The organism is Streptomyces sp. NPDC048417, from assembly GCF_040651615.1.
Classification (GTDB): Bacteria; Actinomycetota; Actinomycetes; order Streptomycetales; family Streptomycetaceae; genus Streptomyces.
In genome coordinates this window covers 417,791-433,868 of record NZ_JBEZKI010000002.1, presented here as the reverse complement: position 1 = coordinate 433,868, position 16,078 = coordinate 417,791, and the positions used below count along the sequence as shown (strand labels likewise).

The following is a 16,078-nucleotide window of genomic DNA, read 5'->3' as shown; positions in this document are numbered from 1 at the left end:
CGCTTCCACGATGACGACCATGCCGCTACTGAGAACGGCGATCACGACGTGTCCCGTGCCTATCCGGTGAGCGGTGATCGGCCTCACGTCCGGTTGGGAGTCGGATCCTTGGCGGTGGATGTGTCGGCCGTGGTGCCATGGTCGACAGTCGGGCGCAGCGGGTTCGGTGGGCGCAGGTGGCGGAGGGTCGCGGCGCTGATGAGTGCGGTGGCCAGTAGGGCGCCGCAGTACAGGGTGATGCCGTGCCATGCGGTTGCGGAGTAGGCCAGTCCGCCCAGGGAGCCGCCGACGGCGCTGCCGAGGTAGTAGAGGAAGAGGTAGACCGCTGAGCCCTGTGCGCCCATCGCGGCGGAGCGGGCGGCGACCCAGCCGCTGGCGACCGCGTGGGCCGCGAAGAAGCCGATGGTGAAGACGACAAGTCCGAGGATGACCGTGACCAGGTTGGGGATCAGCATGGTGGCGAGGCCGACCAGGGCGATGACGAGTGCGGGCCACAGGACGCGGCCGCGGCCGCGGCGGTCGACGAGCCGCCCTGCGGTGGTGGAGGAGAAGGAACCGGCGATGTAGGCGACGAACAGCAGCCCGGCCGCGGTCTGGGAGAGCTGGAAGGGGGCGGCGATCAGTCGGAATCCGAGGTAGTTGTACACGGTGACGAACGCGGCCATGGCCGTGAAGCCGATGACGTACAGGCGCAGCAGGCCGCTGTCGGGCAGGGCCCTGGTGATGGCCGCCGCCAGGGCGCGGGCTTGCGGTTCGCGGCGTACGAAGCGCACGGAGGGCGGGACCGACAGGCGGAAGAAGACTGCTGCGGCGGCGGCCACCAGGCCGACCCCGCCCAGCGCCCAGCGCCAGCTTCCGGTGACCTCCAGGATGCCGTCGGCGATCAGACGGCCGGCCATTCCGCCGATGCCGTTGCCGGCGACGTACAGGCCCATCGCGTGCCCCAGCGACCCCGGGTGTACCTCCTCGGACAGGTAGGACATGGCGGTCGCCTGGAGGCCGGCCAGGGCCAGGCCCTCCAGTGCGCGGATGACCAGCAGGGTCGTGAAGTTCGACGCGAAGGCCGACGTGATGCCCAGGACCGCGGCCGAGGTCAGCGACAGCGTCATCATCCCCGTGCGACTCCACGCGTCGGACAGGACGGTCAGCGGCACGACGGCCACGGCCATGGCGGCCGTGGACACCGAGATGGTCAGTGAGGCCGCGGCGGGCGACAGGCGCAGGTCGGTGGAGAGGGCCGGCAGGAGCGCCTGGACGCAGTACAGCGTCATGAAGGTCGTGATCCCGGCGGCCAGCAGTGCCAGGGTGGCCCTTCGGAACCCCGAACCGCCCCGCGCGTGAGCGGCCGGGAGAGCGTTGCTGTCAGTCACCCGAACGACGCTAGGACGTCCTCAGGTATGCGTCCAATGCATGGAAGTGCATCTATCATTCCATCTATGGAACAGTCATTCGGTGATGCTCCGCCGGTCCACTCCAACCGTCTGGCACCGCTGGCGGGACTGTGTCCGGACCTGGTCCGCTTCGCGGCCGTGGCCCGGCTGGAGCACCTGACCGGCGCCGCCGACGAGCTGGGAGTGCCGCAGTCCACGGTCAGTCGCAGCATCGCCCGGCTGGAGGCGGCGGTCGGCACCCCGCTGTTCGATCGCGAGCGGCGCGGCCTACGACTGAACCGGCCCGGCCGCGCCTTCCTCGCCCGGGTCCAGCGAGGACTGGGGGAGTTCGCCGCAGGTTATGAGGAACTGCGCCGGATCACTGACTCTCCCGGCGCCATCTCCTTCGGCTTCCTTCCCGCCCTGGGCAGCGCCCCGGTGCCACTGCTGGTCAAATGGTTCCGCGAGGAACACCCCGGCGTCCGGTTCGACTTCGTTCAGGACAGCGCCGCGAACCTGCTGGAACACCTGCGCAACGCAGAGGTGGACCTCTGCCTGACCTCCCCGCTGCCCGACGAACCCGGCGTCACCGCCCGGCCCCTCGTCCGCGAGCCCCTGCGCCTGGCCGTGCCCGCCGAGCACCGCCTGGCCGGGCGCGGCTCGGTGCGACTGGCCGAAGCGGCGTCGGAGCACTTCGTGATGGCAAGTCCCGGCTACGGTCTGCACCATCTGGTGACGACCCTGTGCGAGTCGGCCGGTTTCACCCCGAGCGCCGCCTTCCACGGCTCGGAGATCGCCACCATCCGCGGCTTCGTCGCGGCCGGACTCGGAGTGGCCGTTCTGCCACCGTCGCACGAGGAGACCCCTGGCATCACCGAGCTACCGCTGGAGGATCCCGACGCCTTCCGCACCATCGGCCTCATCGATGCCACAGCCCGCACCCCCAGCCCCGTCGTCGTCGACTTCGCGCACCTGATCGCCCAACGCGCCCAGGACTGCTTCCCGCACTCCCGCCCCGCGTGAACGACGCCACCAAACCCGCCGCTGCAGCAGTCGCCCCGCCGGCCATCGCCGACGCCCAGGACCGCGGACGGTATCGGTGACCTGGGCTTGCAGAGTTGCTTCGCGCAACCTTGACAGTTGTGTGACGCAACTCGCATGGTGTCCGCATGGACGCTGACCGGGACCCGATCGAGGAGATCCATCAGGCGATCGTCCAGTTCACGCGCAGCACGAGGACCCAGTCCAACGATATGTACCAGGGGCTGTCATTCGTCGCGTTCGGCGCGCTGACCTACGTCGACTCCGCTCCGAGCCCGCACGCGAAGGACCTGGCGGACGTCTACGGTCTGGACAAGTCCACCGCCAGCTGGCCGAGCTGGAGTCACAGGGGCTGCTGCTGAGGGTCCACGCTCCGCACCTCCCCAGGGCGCAACTGCTCAAGCTCACCCCGAAGGGACGTCGACGTCTCGCAGTGACCCGGGCGCGGCAGCAGGAAGGGCTCAGGCAGCTGTTCGGCGAGTGGCCCGACGAGGATGTGGCCGTGTTCGGACGACTCCTGGCGCGCTTCGTCAGCGAAACCGCCGGCTGCCACGCCGCGGGGCGAGACCCCTGTCCTGGCGATGATGCCCCACGTTGATCACTCCGATCTGGCTACGGCCAGGGCCGACATGGCCCGCTTCCTCGCCGCCTCGCCCGAGGTGGATTGCGAGGGCGTCGACGTCGGCGAGGTCCGGGTCCCCGGGCCGGAGCGCGCACCCGATGTGGCCCTGCGCAACTACCGCCCGCAGGGGACGGTCGGAGCCGGGGCCGGGCCGCTGCCGGTGATCTACGACGTCCACGTGGCGGCTTCACCATGGGTACCCCCGACTCGGAACCGAGACCGCCGGGCATCTGCTGGTCACAGCCGGGGACAACCCCGACAGGCTCGTCTCGGAGGCATCCTTCGCCCATCTATGCGCCGCCGCACCCGTGCCAGCATCCTCCGGCCGCACCGACCGCCACCGACTCAACCGCGGCGGCGACCGGCAGGCCGACCGCGCGCTGCACACAATGGTGCTGGTCTGCATGCATCACGACCCACGCACTCGCGACTACGTCGCACGACGCACCCTCGAAGGGCTCAAGACGAAGGACATCCTCAGATGCCTCAAGCGCTTCGTCGCGTGTGAGGTCTACCACCGCCTCACCAGCGCCTTCAGGAGCGGACCATCGACATCCCCTAGCCACTTGACGGTCTATAGGAGCTTCGGAGTCAAGCCCAGGCGTGTCCGGCATGGGACCGGTCCGGCCCGGCAGGTCGTCGGTGTGTCAACGAGTGACCATGAGCTTGCGGACGCCGTAGTTGGTGCCGGTGAAGTCCATGGGGACCTCTTCCAATGGCGTGGCGAGCCGCAGGTTCGGAAAGCGCTGGAAGAGTTTGGGCAGGACGGTCTTCAGCTCGGCGCGGGCGACGTTCTGACCGAGACAGGCGTGGACGCCGTAACCGAAGCCGATGTGGCGGGTCATCTTGCGGTCGATGTCCAGGGCGTCGGGGTCCTGGAAGGCGCGGGGGTCACGGTTGGCGGCGTTCATGGCGACCACGACCAGCTCGCCCTGCTTGATGTGGGCTCCGCCGATCTCCAGGTCTTCCTTGGCCACCCGGCCCAGGCCGAACTGGACGATGGTCAGGTAGCGCATCAGCTCCTCGATCGCGGTGCCGATCTTTCCAGGGTGCTCCATCAACTCCCTGCGCTGCTCGTCATGCGTGAGCAGGGTGAGTGCGGACAGCCCCATCATGGCGGCCGTGGTGTCGTGGCCGGCGAACAGCAGCAGTACGCCGAGGCCGATGAGCTGCCGCTCGGTCAGCGCGGCGTCATCGCCGTCGGCCTTGTTGACGAGTTCGGCGAGGATGCCGTCGGTGGCGCCGGTGCGGCGCTTGTCCGCGACCAGCCCGGTGATGTAGTCGATCAGCCAGTGGGCGCCCTTGTCGCGCACCTCGCGGCTCTTGCCCATGTCCATCAGGTCCACGGTGGCCTCGTGGAAACCGTCGCGGTCCGCGTAGGGCACGCCGAGCAGTTCGCAAATCACCAGGCAGGGGATGGGTAGCGCCATGGCCTGGACGAAGTCGAAGGTCTCGGGCCCCGCGGCGATGGCATCCAGGTGCTCGTCGACGATCTTGTCGATGTAGGGCTGAAGCTTGTTCTGTACGGCCTTCGGGGTGAAGCGACCGGTGAGCAGCCTGCGGTAGGCGCCGTGCTCGGGCTCGTCCATCATGACGAACCCCGCGTCGAACGGCGCGCTCTCCCCGGCCTCGTCGACCTCCCCCTCGGGGGTGTCGTGACGAGGGCGCCTCGCGCTCAGCCGGGGGTCGCTGAAGACCTGGCTGCCCTCCTCGAAGCGGGTGACCAGCCAGCCGGTCGAGCCATTCGGGAAGCGCACCTTGACGATGGGCTGGTCCTCGCGCAGTCGGGTGTATTCAGCCGGAGGGTCTAGAGGGTTGTGTGGGCTCCGGGTGACGGGCTGGTCGATGAGGGGCTCGGTCATTTCTGCTCCTGCGCGGTGGGGGAGAGGGAAGCGGTGTGCGCGTTGATGGCGGCCGTGACGCCCGCGTGGGTGGCGGTGGCCTTGCACCAGCCGGTGTAGACGGCCAGATGCAGTACGGCCTCCCGCAACTGGTCGGACGTCAGTTCGTCGTTGACCAAGCCGCCGTTGGCGATGATCTGGACGAGTTCCGGGCGGCCGACGGTGGCGGCGACGCCGAGAGTGAGCAGTCGGCGGTCGCGTACGGACAGGCCCTCGCGGCTCCAGACCTGGGCGAAGAGATAGTCGACGGTCTCGTCGGTGAAGGGATCGCCGCTGCCCTGGACCGCCGTACTGAAGCCGGGTCCGTAGACCGCGTCCATCATCTCCAGACCGCGCTGATGGAGATCGTCGCCGGACGGTGGGAGAGGCTCGTCCAGTGCCAGTGTCTGACGGGCCCGGGTGCGCACCACTTCTACGAGGGGTACGTCGGCGCCGAGCGTGTCGGCCAGGTCGCGGGCGGCGTCGAGGTCCTTGGTCATCAGCGGTTCGATCTGTCGGCCGACGGCGTCGGGCAGCGTACCGTCGGGACCGCGCATGCGCAGCAGTTGCAGCAGGGTGCGGCCCTCGGGATCCGCGGTGTCGATCACCTCCGCGAGCCGGGCCGGATCCACCCCTGCGGCGCGTGCCAGCTCAGCGGCTTCGGCGACGGTGCGCCAACTGCCGTACGTGATGACGTTGCGGGCGATCTTGGTGGCCATGCCGGCACCGAGCGGGCCGCAGTGCACGACCTTCTTGGCCCAGTCGTCCAGCACGGGCAGCGCCGTCTCGATGGTGGCCCGCTCGCCGCCGACGATGGCGACCATGCCGTTCTCGGCGGCCTTGTCGCCCGGCGTCACCCCGCAGTCGAGGAAGCCCACGCCGTGCCGGGCGCACAGGGCCCCCAGCTCGTGGACGACCGGCAGGGCGACGGTGGCCAGCAGGGCGACGGTCAGTCCCGGGTGTGCGGCCGACAGCAGACCCTTCTCCCCGCCGATCACCTCGCGCGCCTGGTCCGCGTTGACCACCGCGACCATCACCACGTCGCTGGCCTCGGCCACGTCGGCGGGACAGCTCAGGGGGTCCGGGACACCGGCCAGGTCTGACGACGCGTCCGGCCGGATGTCGTAGACGGCCGGAACGCGGCCGTTGCGGGCCATGCTGACGGCCACACCGCCACCGATCATGCCGAGACCCACCACGCCGGCCCGGAGATCCTGACTGACTGTCATGCGGCACTCCTTGCGTCGAATTCGGCCGCATCGGCGACCTGTGCGCGGTAACCCCGCAGGGCCCGCGTCATGTTGACGCCGACCGCGGCACAGACACGGCCGTGCCTGCCGTACAGGGCGACCAGCCTGCGGTCGGCGATGCTGCCCTCGACGATCCGGACCTCGTCCGCGTCCCGGGTGCGGCCGTAGGTCTGGATCTTGAGGTCGTACTGGTCGGTCCAGACGTACGGGACTGTCTCGAAGGGGGTCGCGTGCTCGGGTCCCGCCAGCACATTGCGGGCCACGGCCAGGCCCTGCTCGGCGGCGTTCGTACGGTGCTCGATGCGTACCGGCTCACCGGTGTGCGGGTGCGGCCAGGCGGCGACGTCGCCGGCCGCCCAGACACCGGAGCCGGCGTAGAGCGTGGCGTCGCACAGGACTCCGCCGGAAACCGGGACACCGCTGCCGGCGAGCCATTCGACGTTGGGCTGCGCACCGATGCCGACCAGCACGGTGTCCGCGGTGATGGTGCGGCCGTCGACGAGACGAACCCCGGTGGCCCGACCGTCGGCCGCGAGGACCTGGTCGACCAGGACACCGGTCTTCACGCGTACGCCGTGCTCGACGTGGACGGCGCGAAGCATGGCTCCCAGGTCGTCACCGAGTGCGTCGCCCATGGGCTGGGCCGTGTCGGTGACCAGGGTCACCTCACATCCCGCACCGCGGGCCACGGCGGCGGCCTCGGCGCCGATGAAGCCGCCCCCGACGACCACCAGATGCGGCTTCGCGGCCAGCTCCTCGCGCAGCGCGAAGGTGTCTTCCAGGGTGCGCAGGACATGCACCCCGCCCATCCTCTCGGTACCGCGCAGGCGGCGCGCCCTGGTGCCGGTGGCCACGACGAGAGCGTCGTACGAGACACGGTTGCCGTCGCTCAGCACGACCTCGGCGGTGATGGTGTCGAGCGTGACGGCGGGGGTGCCGAGCCGCAGATCCAGGTCGAGGGTCTCGATGGCGTCGGAGGCGCGCAGTTGCAGCCGGTCGGCCTCCCACGCGCCGGACAGCAGCTGTTTCGACAGCGGCGGCCGGTCGTAGGGAAGGTGGGCTTCCTCGCCGATGAGTGTCAGCCGGCCGGTGTAGCCCTCGCGTCGTAGTCCCTCGGCGACGCTGAGGCCGGCCGCCGAAGCGCCCACGACGACGATCCGGGACGGAGTCCCGGGCCTCACCGCTGTACCGCGATGGCAGCGGCCGGGCAGACCGCTGCGGCCTGACGCACGTTCTCGTACTCCTCGGTCGGCGGGTCGGAGTCGAGCAGGAGCACGATGCCGTCCTCGTCCCGCTGGTCGAAGACCTCCGGAGCTGTCAGGACGCACTGGCCGGCGCCGCAGCACTTGTCGAAGTCGATGGAAATCTGCATGGGGGTCCACCTCCGTCAAGCCCCTTGGGGGGCGACGTGAGTCAGGCACCGAGAGTTAGTTGCCTCAGTAACCTAACTAAGTTCAGCTTGGACTGTACTCCTGGGCGAAGGGAGCGGCAACCGATGCCTGGAGGTGTGGTGGAGCGATGGTTTGTGCGCGATCGACAGGTGCCGCGACAGGTGTGCGCGACGGCGAAGACGCGCGCCGGCCTGACCGAGTTAGTCGTTGCCCCTACTGCTGTGGTGGTGAGAGGAGATCCCTGATCCGGCGCGAAGCCTCTGTCTCCGGGGGAGCCGGGGGGAAGTGGGGGGAGGCGCCAGGTGTGCCCGCGACGAGCGAGTCGACCACCCCGTCCGCCAAGTGCAGTGTCAGCGTCTCGGACGACTCGTCGTGGTAGAGGCTGTGATGCAGCGCCACCGTGCCGTGCAGCGCGGCCCACAGGGTCTGCGCCGCCTGCTCGACCGGCAGGGACAAGGTGTAGCCGGACTCCTGACATCCGCGAAGTGCCTTGCGGAAGCTGGCCGAGATATGTCGGGCGGGGTGGCCGTTGATCCTGGAGGGTTCCACCGCGGGTTGGCGCACTTCGAACATCAGCCGGTAGTGGCCTGGGTTGCTCATCGCGAAGAGGCAGTAGGCGTGCGCCTGTGCCCGCAGCCGTTCCCGGGGATCATCGCCGACATCAGCCTCGGCATCGGTCATCTGCGTGACGAGCTCGTCGTATCTGTCGGCCAGGGCTGCCCACACCAGTTCCGTCTTGTCGGCGAAGTGCAGGTAGATGCTCGGAGCCGAGATCCCCACCTCCTTGGCGACCGCGCGCATGGTCAGCTTGTCGGCACTGCCCCACTCCGCGAGCAGCTGCTGGACCCCGGCCACGATCTCCCGGCGCAACTGCGCCCCCTGGCCGCGCCGACTGCGCGCCCGGCCGTTCCCTGCCCCGGTGCCCGCCGACGCTGTCCCCATCACTCGCCCTTCCTTCCGGCTCCACCCTAACCAGCCGAAACGCTGAATCCGGCTGGTGACGTCATGGTGGGGTGCGCGGTGTCGGGATTCCTCCCGGTCCGTTTCTCCACTCGCCAGATCTGACATCACCTACATCCCCACCGACGAGGGCTGGCTGTATCTGGCGACGTGGCTGGACCTGGCGACCCGCGAGATCGTCGGCTACTCGATGGCCTACCACCACCGCGCATCCCTGGTGGTCGACGCACTGACGATGGCCGCCGGCCGCAGCGGCCACCAGCCCGCCTGCATCGTGCACTCGGACCGCGGAGCGGAGTACACCGCTGACGAACTTCGCCGGGAAATACGCCGGTTGGGGCTGCGGCAGAGCATGGGACGAACCGGCTCGTGCTACGACAATGCCGCCGCCGAGAGCTTCTTCGCGCTGCTGAAAGCCGAGCCCCTACGGGCCGGAATGACGCGGTTGAGGGCGATGCGGGACGGATAGGTCGGCTCAGAGGAGGCGCGAGGGTGTACCGGTGGTAGTCCAAGGCGGGCAGAGGGCTTTGCCGAGTGGGTTAGCCATCGGTGACGAAGCCCAAGGCGAGAAGAGATCTTCTTGAAGTCGTCTACCGAGATGCCCTGACCTGCGGCCATGCATTCAACACCGGCTCTGACCTGGGTGGATAACCCTTTCAGGCGCTTTCGAGATCATGCCGCGTTACACAGCCCGTTCTCTCCACGCGCTCCCCACGGCGGCTCGTACTCCCCAGATTCTCGCCAGGAGGGTTGCTGGATGATGATCGTACGGCCTGTCCGGGAAGGGCCGTCGGCCAGGTGCGCCGGTCACGCTTCGTGGCCTATAGCGGATCGGACGATGTTGATGCACTGCCTCAGGGACTGCACCAGTGCATCACGGGCGTGGCCTCGTGGTTAGGCGGTTTCGTCTGGATCATCGACGGGACGATTGGTTTCGAATTGCAGTTGTCAGGAGGCGGCGGGAGCGTGCTCCGGCTCGGAGACGGCTGTGGGCTCCTCGGGTCCCGCTTCGTGGCGTCTGGTGAGGTGGCGGTCCAGCAGGACGCTGCCCATGTGGGCGACCCCGAAGGCCGCGCCGATCCAGGCCGTACCCGCCAGCCCCAGTCCCGTGTTGATCACGAGGCCGGATGCGAGGGGGGCGACGGCGATGCCGACGTTGAAGGCGGCGATGTTCACGGCGCCGCCGAGCGTCCTGGTCTCTCCGAGAATGGAGAAGACTCTGGCGTTGACTGCGGGCGTGACTCCGAAGTTGGCGGCTCCCAGGAGCACCACCAGGGCGATCGTGACCCAGGCTATATGTGCGGTCACTGCGAGTGCTGTCGCGGCGACGATGAAGGCGGCCATGCCCACCAGGAGGAGTGTGAAGGGGGCGCGGTCGGCTACGCGTCCTCCGATGGTCAGGCCGATGAACGCGCCGACGCCGTAGAGTCCGAGCACGAGGGGTACCAGGTCTGTGCTGAGGCCGGTGACGTCCTCCAGCAGGGCTCCGAGGTAGGAGAAGATCGCGAATTGGGCGGCCACGGTCAGTGCGGTGGTGGCGTAGGCGACCCAGAGCCGTGGCTGCATCAGCGAGCGCAGTTCCGTGGCCAGACGCGGCTGTGCCGTTGTCGTGTCCCGGCCGCCGGGCAGGGCGATGAGCAGTGCGATCGTGGACAGAGCGGTCATCGCGGCTACGGCCCAGAAGGCGGCCTCCCAGCCGGCGTGCTGTGCGAGCAGGGTGCCGCCCGGGACACCGATGATCGTGGCCACGCTCAGTCCCGAGACGAGCACTCCCATGGCCCGGCCCTGCTTGTCGGCGTCCACCAGCGAGATGGCCGCGACCGAGGCCATGGCCCAGAATCCGGCGTACGCCATGGCCGACAGCACCCGCATGACCAGCAGGAATCCGAAGTGCGGGACAAGGGCGGCGCCGACGTGGGCGGCGATGAAGACGAGCTGGAAGCCGACCAGCGCGGCACGGCGCGGCATCTTCAGGGTGGCCAGGCTCATCAGCGGTGCTCCGACGAGCATGCCGATGGCGAAGGCTGACACCAGCATTCCGGCGGAGGCGAGGGGGATGTCGAGGTCCTGGGCGATGGAGGGCATCACGCCGGAGAGCATGAATTCCGAGGTGCCCTGGGCGAAGATGCCCAGCCCAAGGACGTAGATCACAAAGGGCATGATTCATCTGCTTCGTGTGAGGAACGAGGGGTGACCGGGTGCTCCGCTCGGCCGTGCGCGGGCCTTTCTCAGAAGGGCCCGTTGCCGGCCAGGACCACCTGTGGAGGCGGCGCTGCGTCCCGGTTCGCGTCCAGCATCCCGCCCGGGACGCGCGTGCGGACGCCTCGCGTGCGCCCTGCTGAACCTAGGTCTGGCTGGTCCACTCACCGGCCCGTCATGCCGCTGTAGTGGTATCACTGGATGCATGGATCAAAGCGACGAGCTCGGTGACTTCCTGCGCTCGCGCCGGGCCCGTCTGCGTCCCGAGGACGCGGGGGCGGCTTTCAGCGGCGGCGCGCGCCGGGTCCCGGGACTGCGCCGTGAAGAGGTCGCGCACCTGGCCGGGGTGAGCACGGACTACTACGCCCGTCTCGAACAGGGCCGGCACCCCCACGTCTCGGAGGCGGTGCTGGAGGCGGTCGCCCGCGCGCTGCGCCTGGACGACACCGAACGCGGCTACCTCTTCGAACTCGCCCGCCCCAAGTCCCCGAGCCCGGAACGGCGCCGTCCGGCCCCGCTACCGCGCGTGCGTCCGGCGATCCACCAGATGCTGGACGCCCTCAACGATGTCTCGCCGGCCCTGGTCCTCAACCACCGCAGCGACGTCCTGGCAGTCAACCATCTTGCCAAGGCGCTGATCACGGACTTCGACGCACTGCCGTACCGCGACCGCAACTTCGCCCGATTCGTACTGCTCCAGCCGGCCGCCCGTGACCTCTATCAGGACTGGGACCGGGTCGCGGAGGCGTTCGTCGCCAGTCTTCGTCTGGCTGCCGGACACCATCCCGACGACCGCCTGCTGAACGAATTCGTCGAGGAGCTGTCCACAAAGGTTCCCGAGTTCTCCACCTGGTGGGCCGGCCACCGCGTGGACCAGTGCGCCCACGGCACCCGGCGCCTCGTTCACCCCGTGGTCGGCGAACTCACCCTCTCCTACGAGATTCTGGCCCTGCCCGCCGACCCTGACCTGAGTATCTGCCTCTACACCGCGGAACCTGGTTCGGCCTCTGCGGAGACGCTCAGCATGCTCGCCAGCTGGAGTGCCCCGACGGGCCTACGAGGGCGCAGCTCCTCCGCGGCACCCTCAAGTTGACTCCCAAAGGTCGTCCGTCATTTCCGCTTCCGTGTGACCTGCGGCAGCCGTCCTGCCGCTGCTGCGATGTGTTCTGCCCCCGTCTGCGCGGTCCCGGACGATGGTCGGCTCCTCTGCGGACTCCCAGGACCGCACATGGAGACAGGTGTTCTGTACATCGCGGCGTCGAGGCCGCTCCCCACCGACGGGATATTCGAGACCCGATCCGATGGTCAGGCGGGCGTCCGTAACGGGGAGCCTGCGGGCCATGTTGCGGTGTCTTCGACTGCGTCCCGGTAGAAACACCTCGTACATGTCACGGCTCACGTATGCGATGTGCGGGTCAGCACCGCGTCGGTGAATGGCGCTGGAATCGCTGCCACGAGTTCAGTGCCACTCTTGCGAGGATTCTGCTCAAGCGCCTGTTGCGGCGAGTGACAGCTCCCACAGGCGCTTGGCGGCATCCGGGTCGAGCGCGTACGGGGCTACGCCGCCGGGGGCGGATCCCACGGCCTCGGCCGACAGCTTCTCCGCTTCGTCGTTGTCCTCGAAGTAGCGGCGCCGATGCCCTCCATCTGGGGGGAGGTCGCGACGAGCACGCTGGTCGCGGCGCCTTGGGCGATGGTCTTGAACCGGAACGGTGCGCCCTGGATCGAGCCGGATTCTCCGGCTGCCTCGGCGGCGCGCAGCTGTGCGGCCTGGTCCGGATCCATGTAGCGCGACAGGTTCGTCGACATGATCACGCCGGGGTGGACGGCGTTGGCGGTGATCCCGTCGGTGGCCCAGCGGTTGCTCGCCTCGACCGCGAAGAGAACGTTGGCGGTCTTGGACTGCCCGTAGGCGAGCCACGGGTCGTAGGCACGGCTGTTGAAATTGATGTCGTCGAACTCCACGGGCGAGGCGTGGTGGCCGCGGGAGCTCAGCGACACGATCCGCGCGTTGCCGGCGGCCGCGAGCGCGTCGTGCAGGCCGAGCGCGAGCGCGAAGTGGCCGAGATGGTTGGACGCGAACTGCAACTCCCAGCCGTCCGGTGTGCGCTCGAGCGTGGGCAGTGCCATCACGCCGGCGTTGTTGACGAGGACGTGCAGGGGCCCGGTCCAGGCGCTCGTGAAGGCGGCGATCAACGCCCTGTCGGCGAGATCGAGCGGGCCGACATGGACGGCGTCGTTTCCGGTGGCCTTGCGGATGTCGGTCGCGGTGCGCTCGCCGACGTCCGTGCTGCGGACCGCGAAGGTGACCAAGGCGCAGGCGCTCGCGAGGGCACGGGCGGTCTCAGCGCGAGACCCGACGCGGCGCCGGTGACGACCGCCTGCTTGCCTGAAAGGTCGACGCCCTCGATGACCTCGTGGGCCGTCGACCCTTCTCCGAAGGGAATCTGGATGAGCGTGGACGTCATGGTCTCAAGTCCTCGTCACTGATCGGCCGCCTGTTCCTGATCAGCCGTACGGAGCCTGGGAGGGGGCGGCCTCGTGTGTGTTCGTCGGTGTGGTCCAGCTGGCGAGCAGGCGGAGTGTTTCCGCGGAGGCGGAGCCGGGTTCGGTGGTGTAGAGCACGATGCTCTGGTCAGGGTCGGCGGGCAGAGCCAACGTTTCGTAGGAGAGGGTGAGTTCGCCGACCACAGGGTGAACGAGGCGTTGGGTGCCGTGCGCGCACTGGTCCACGCGGTGGCCGGCCCACCAGGTGGAGAACTCGGGAACCTTGATGGACAGCTCCCCGACGAGTTCGTTCAGCAGGCGGTCGTCGCGGTGGCGTCCGGAGGCCAGGCGCAGACTGGCGACGAAGGTCTCCGCGACCCGGTCCCAGTCCTGGTACAGGTCACGGGCGGCGGGGTGGAGCAGGACGAATCGGGCGAGGTTGCGGTCGCGGTGCGGCAGTGCGTCGAAGTCCGTGATCAGCTGTCTGGCCAGGTGGTTGGCGCCCAGGACGTCGCTGCGGTGGTTGATGACGACGGCCGGTGAGACATCGTTCAGGACGTCCAGCATCTGGTGGATCGGCTGCCGCATGCGTGGTGATCGGGCGGGACTGCTCCGGTGGCGTCCGGGTGTCCTGGGCCGGGCGAGTTCGAAGAGGTAGCCGCGTTCGGTGTCGTCCAGGCGCAGGGCGCGGGCGACCGCCTCCAGTACCGTCTCGGAGACGTGGGGGTGCCGGCCCTGTTCGAGGCGGGCGTAGTAGTCCGTGCTCACCCCGGCCAGATGGGCGACTTCCTCGCGGCGCAGTCCGGGCACCCGGCGCGCGCCGCCGCTGAAAGCCGCCCCCGCGTCCTCGGGACGCAGACGGGCTCGCCGCGAGCGCAGGAAGTCCCCCAGTTCGCCGTTGTCGTTCATGCGGCCAGTGTGCTCCCGCTGGCGGCGTGACGGGCCGGTGAAGGTGGACCAGCCAGACCTAGGTTCAGAAGGGCGCGCTTGGAGCGTCCAGGCGCACCCAAAGCAGGCCATGCTGGATCAAAAGCGACGACCTTCTCCCGCGAGGAAGCCAGAGGACCTCCCTGCACCGGGCTGGAGAAAGGAGCGGCTGTCCTGCGCCGGACCGCTGTCGCCTCGAAGACCGCGCTGCCGCAGGCCAGGCCCGAGCCGGCCCTCACGCGGCCCCTTGGAACCCCATCACAGGACATCCCTCCGCCCCAGCCCTGGGGCGGGCCACCCGAAGGAGATCACCATGACCGAGTTCGCGCCTGTACCCGACTTCGCCCTGGGCCCGGACATCCCGGAGTCCGGGTATGTCGTCCAGGACCTGGGCGGCGGTGCCCACTTCGTCACCCAGGGGATGATCAACACGATGTTCGTGGAGACGAAGAGCGGTGTCGTCCTCGTGGACGCCTCACCGTTCCTGGGGGACAGACTGCTGGAGGCGATCGAGTCGGTCACCCCCAAGCCGGTCACCCACCTGATCTACAGCCATGCGCATGCCGACCACATCGGGGCGGCTCACCTGTTGAAGCGGGACGGCCTGAAGATCATCTCCCATGAGATCACCGGCGAGTTCATCAAGGAGGTCAAGAACGACGACCGGCGTCCCCTGCCCACCGAGACCTTCAGCGGCCGGCGCAAGGAGATGGACATCGACGGGGTGCGCTTCGTCCTCGACTACACGGGAGACTGGCATCAGGCCGGCAACCTGTTCATCCACCTGCCGGAGCTGAAGCTCATGGGGGCGATGGACAGTTTCAGCCCGAAGAGCGCGCCGTTCTTCCGCCTGTACTTCTCCGCGCACGTGCCCGCGTACTTCGACGCCATGGACCAGTTGCTGGAGTACGACTACGAGACCATCGTCACCGGCCATATGGCCCTGCCCGGTACGCCCGAGGACGTGGCCACGAACCGGGAGTACATCCGGGACCTGCGCGCCGCTGCTTCCGAAGCACTGCGCACGGTCGACATGAAGGAAGCCTCGGCCGCCGCCAAGGTGCCGGCCGACAACAAGCAGGCGGAAATCAAGGTGTGGATGGATGCGGTCACCGCCCGCGCGGCCGAACTCATGCCGTCCTGGGAAAAGCGCCTGGGAGGAACCGACATCTTCCTCTCCGACAACCTCAACGCCACTGCGTGGAGCGTCTTCATCGACTAGGACGACGCCCTGCGAATGAGGGGCGAACCGCGGTGATCGCGTTCGTCGCAGTCGACTTCGAAGGAGGGATGCCGCATGCTGCCGGCGACGAAGGTGGAGCAGTTGGCGCAGAGCATCGATCTGGTCGTGGACGCCGTGCGCGGTGCACCGGTCGACCAGTATCACAACCCGACGCCGTGTTCGGCGTGGACGGTGAAAGACCTCGTCAATCACATCGCCATGATGCTGCTGATGACGAGAGACGCGGGCACCCGCACCGCATCGGATCCGAGCCTGCTGACCGCGAACCCGGTGCCACTCCTCGCCGGGCGGCCGGAGTCCGAGTGGGCGTTGCTCGTGGCCGGCAGAGCGGAACCGGCGGCCAGGGCCTGGTCCGAGCCGACAGCGTGGGAGGGCGAGGCCGGCCTCGGCGGACCGCCCATGCCCGCGACCGCGCTCGGCGGGATCCTGATCGCCGAATTCACCGTTCACGCCTGGGACACCGCAGCAGCCACCGGACAACGGCTCACCATTCCCGCGGCCTTGGCCGAAGCCGCGTTCGCGACATACTCGCGTGAGGCACCCCGCATGCGCGGTCTCGGCCTTCTGAGTGACGAAGTACCCCAAGACGCAGACGCACCCGTGCTCGACCGCGCGCTGGCCCTCACTGGCAGAAACCCCCGATGGACACCAGCGGCGCATTAGGCTGTGCCCGACGCTCCACCGGGGCCTTCATCGCCGGCGAAACTT

14 protein-coding genes and 2 pseudogenes are annotated in these 16,078 nt (G+C 68.8%); 7 read left to right on the top strand and 9 right to left on the bottom strand.

The features are described 5' to 3' along the window. Window positions 1-83: 83 nt before the first annotated feature. Window positions 84-1,370 (bottom strand): MFS transporter, encoded by a 1,287-nt coding sequence (locus AB0D59_RS04565; protein WP_362560699.1) that lies wholly within the window; start codon window positions 1,368-1,370, stop codon window positions 84-86. A gap of 66 nt (window positions 1,371-1,436) precedes the next feature. On the opposite strand from AB0D59_RS04565, the gene AB0D59_RS04560 reads away from it, so the two are divergent. From AB0D59_RS04560 to AB0D59_RS04550, 3 genes and pseudogenes are all read left to right on the top strand, one after another. After that, window positions 1,437-2,393, top strand: coding sequence for a LysR substrate-binding domain-containing protein (locus AB0D59_RS04560; protein ID WP_362560696.1), 957 nt, complete (start codon window positions 1,437-1,439; stop codon window positions 2,391-2,393). A gap of 146 nt (window positions 2,394-2,539) precedes the next feature. Beyond that, window positions 2,540-2,773: a hypothetical protein gene (locus AB0D59_RS04555; protein ID WP_362560694.1), complete on the top strand. Its 234-nt coding sequence runs from the start codon at window positions 2,540-2,542 to the stop codon at window positions 2,771-2,773. Between the two features lie 466 nt (window positions 2,774-3,239). Then, a pseudogene (locus AB0D59_RS04550) lies at window positions 3,240-3,548 on the top strand (transposase); the annotation flags it as partial. Between the two features lie 132 nt (window positions 3,549-3,680). Here the strand turns inward: AB0D59_RS04550 and AB0D59_RS04545 are convergent. The 5 genes from AB0D59_RS04545 to AB0D59_RS04525 all read right to left on the bottom strand — a co-directional run bounded on the left by AB0D59_RS04545 (window position 3,681) and on the right by AB0D59_RS04525 (window position 8,496). After that, window positions 3,681-4,895 (bottom strand): cytochrome P450, encoded by a 1,215-nt coding sequence (locus tag AB0D59_RS04545; RefSeq protein WP_362560692.1) that lies wholly within the window; start codon window positions 4,893-4,895, stop codon window positions 3,681-3,683. Next, window positions 4,892-6,142: an NAD(P)-binding domain-containing protein gene (locus AB0D59_RS04540; RefSeq protein WP_362560689.1), complete on the bottom strand. Its 1,251-nt coding sequence runs from the start codon at window positions 6,140-6,142 to the stop codon at window positions 4,892-4,894. The genes AB0D59_RS04545 and AB0D59_RS04540 overlap by 4 nt, the downstream gene beginning before the upstream one ends. Then, the gene (locus AB0D59_RS04535; protein WP_362560687.1) at window positions 6,139-7,344 is read right to left on the bottom strand and encodes an FAD-dependent oxidoreductase; all 1,206 of its coding nucleotides are present in this window, start codon (window positions 7,342-7,344) and stop codon (window positions 6,139-6,141) included. Before AB0D59_RS04535 ends, AB0D59_RS04540 begins: the two co-directional genes overlap by 4 nt. Beyond that, a complete protein-coding gene (locus AB0D59_RS04530; protein ID WP_362560684.1) occupies window positions 7,341-7,535 on the bottom strand; it encodes a ferredoxin in 195 nt (64 codons plus the stop codon). The genes AB0D59_RS04535 and AB0D59_RS04530 overlap by 4 nt, the downstream gene beginning before the upstream one ends. Before the next feature lie 232 nt (window positions 7,536-7,767). Then, window positions 7,768-8,496 (bottom strand): TetR/AcrR family transcriptional regulator, encoded by a 729-nt coding sequence (locus AB0D59_RS04525; protein WP_362560682.1) that lies wholly within the window; start codon window positions 8,494-8,496, stop codon window positions 7,768-7,770. Between the two features lie 55 nt (window positions 8,497-8,551). On the opposite strand from AB0D59_RS04525, the gene AB0D59_RS04520 reads away from it, so the two are divergent. Then, a complete protein-coding gene (locus tag AB0D59_RS04520; RefSeq protein ID WP_362560680.1) occupies window positions 8,552-8,983 on the top strand; it encodes a DDE-type integrase/transposase/recombinase in 432 nt (143 codons plus the stop codon). Window positions 8,984-9,462: 479 nt separating this feature from the next. Here AB0D59_RS04520 and AB0D59_RS04515 read toward each other — a convergent pair whose 3' ends face one another. Continuing rightward, complete coding sequence (locus AB0D59_RS04515) at window positions 9,463-10,674, bottom strand: Cmx/CmrA family chloramphenicol efflux MFS transporter (protein WP_362560678.1); 1,212 nt, start codon at window positions 10,672-10,674, stop codon at window positions 9,463-9,465. A 244-nt stretch (window positions 10,675-10,918) separates the two neighbouring features. On the opposite strand from AB0D59_RS04515, the gene AB0D59_RS04510 reads away from it, so the two are divergent. Further along, window positions 10,919-11,806: a helix-turn-helix transcriptional regulator gene (locus AB0D59_RS04510; RefSeq protein WP_362560675.1), complete on the top strand. Its 888-nt coding sequence runs from the start codon at window positions 10,919-10,921 to the stop codon at window positions 11,804-11,806. Window positions 11,807-12,199: 393 nt separating this feature from the next. Here AB0D59_RS04510 and AB0D59_RS04505 read toward each other — a convergent pair. Both AB0D59_RS04505 and AB0D59_RS04500 read right to left on the bottom strand, forming a co-directional pair. After that, window positions 12,200-13,181: pseudogene (locus tag AB0D59_RS04505) on the bottom strand (SDR family NAD(P)-dependent oxidoreductase). 40 nt (window positions 13,182-13,221) lie between these two features. Continuing rightward, window positions 13,222-14,109: a helix-turn-helix transcriptional regulator gene (locus AB0D59_RS04500; RefSeq protein ID WP_362560673.1), complete on the bottom strand. Its 888-nt coding sequence runs from the start codon at window positions 14,107-14,109 to the stop codon at window positions 13,222-13,224. A 331-nt stretch (window positions 14,110-14,440) separates the two neighbouring features. Between AB0D59_RS04500 and AB0D59_RS04495 the strand changes: the two genes are divergently transcribed. Both AB0D59_RS04495 and AB0D59_RS04490 read left to right on the top strand, forming a co-directional pair. Beyond that, on the top strand, window positions 14,441-15,349 hold the full coding sequence (locus AB0D59_RS04495; protein WP_362560670.1) for an MBL fold metallo-hydrolase: 909 nt from the start codon (window positions 14,441-14,443) through the stop codon (window positions 15,347-15,349). Window positions 15,350-15,424: 75 nt separating this feature from the next. Further along, the gene (locus tag AB0D59_RS04490; protein ID WP_362560669.1) at window positions 15,425-16,033 is read left to right on the top strand and encodes a TIGR03086 family metal-binding protein; all 609 of its coding nucleotides are present in this window, start codon (window positions 15,425-15,427) and stop codon (window positions 16,031-16,033) included. The last annotated feature ends 45 nt before the right edge of the window (window positions 16,034-16,078 follow it).

Bases quoted from the DNA above. Each gene is read 5' to 3' on its own strand.
- AB0D59_RS04560 (WP_362560696.1), top strand. From the start codon at position 1,437: ATGGAACAGTCATTCGGTGATGCTCCGCCGGTCCACTCCAACCGTCTG.
- AB0D59_RS04555 (WP_362560694.1), top strand. From the start codon at position 2,540: ATGGACGCTGACCGGGACCCGATCGAGGAGATCCATCAGGCGATCGTC.
- AB0D59_RS04545 (WP_362560692.1), bottom strand. From the start codon at position 4,895: ATGACCGAGCCCCTCATCGACCAGCCCGTCACCCGGAGCCCACACAAC.
- AB0D59_RS04540 (WP_362560689.1), bottom strand. From the start codon at position 6,142: ATGACAGTCAGTCAGGATCTCCGGGCCGGCGTGGTGGGTCTCGGCATG.
- AB0D59_RS04530 (WP_362560684.1), bottom strand. From the start codon at position 7,535: ATGCAGATTTCCATCGACTTCGACAAGTGCTGCGGCGCCGGCCAGTGC.
- AB0D59_RS04525 (WP_362560682.1), bottom strand. From the start codon at position 8,496: ATGGGGACAGCGTCGGCGGGCACCGGGGCAGGGAACGGCCGGGCGCGC.
- AB0D59_RS04515 (WP_362560678.1), bottom strand. From the start codon at position 10,674: ATGCCCTTTGTGATCTACGTCCTTGGGCTGGGCATCTTCGCCCAGGGC.
- AB0D59_RS04510 (WP_362560675.1), top strand. From the start codon at position 10,919: ATGGATCAAAGCGACGAGCTCGGTGACTTCCTGCGCTCGCGCCGGGCC.
- AB0D59_RS04500 (WP_362560673.1), bottom strand. From the start codon at position 14,109: ATGAACGACAACGGCGAACTGGGGGACTTCCTGCGCTCGCGGCGAGCC.
- AB0D59_RS04495 (WP_362560670.1), top strand. From the start codon at position 14,441: ATGACCGAGTTCGCGCCTGTACCCGACTTCGCCCTGGGCCCGGACATC.
- AB0D59_RS04490 (WP_362560669.1), top strand. From the start codon at position 15,425: ATGCTGCCGGCGACGAAGGTGGAGCAGTTGGCGCAGAGCATCGATCTG.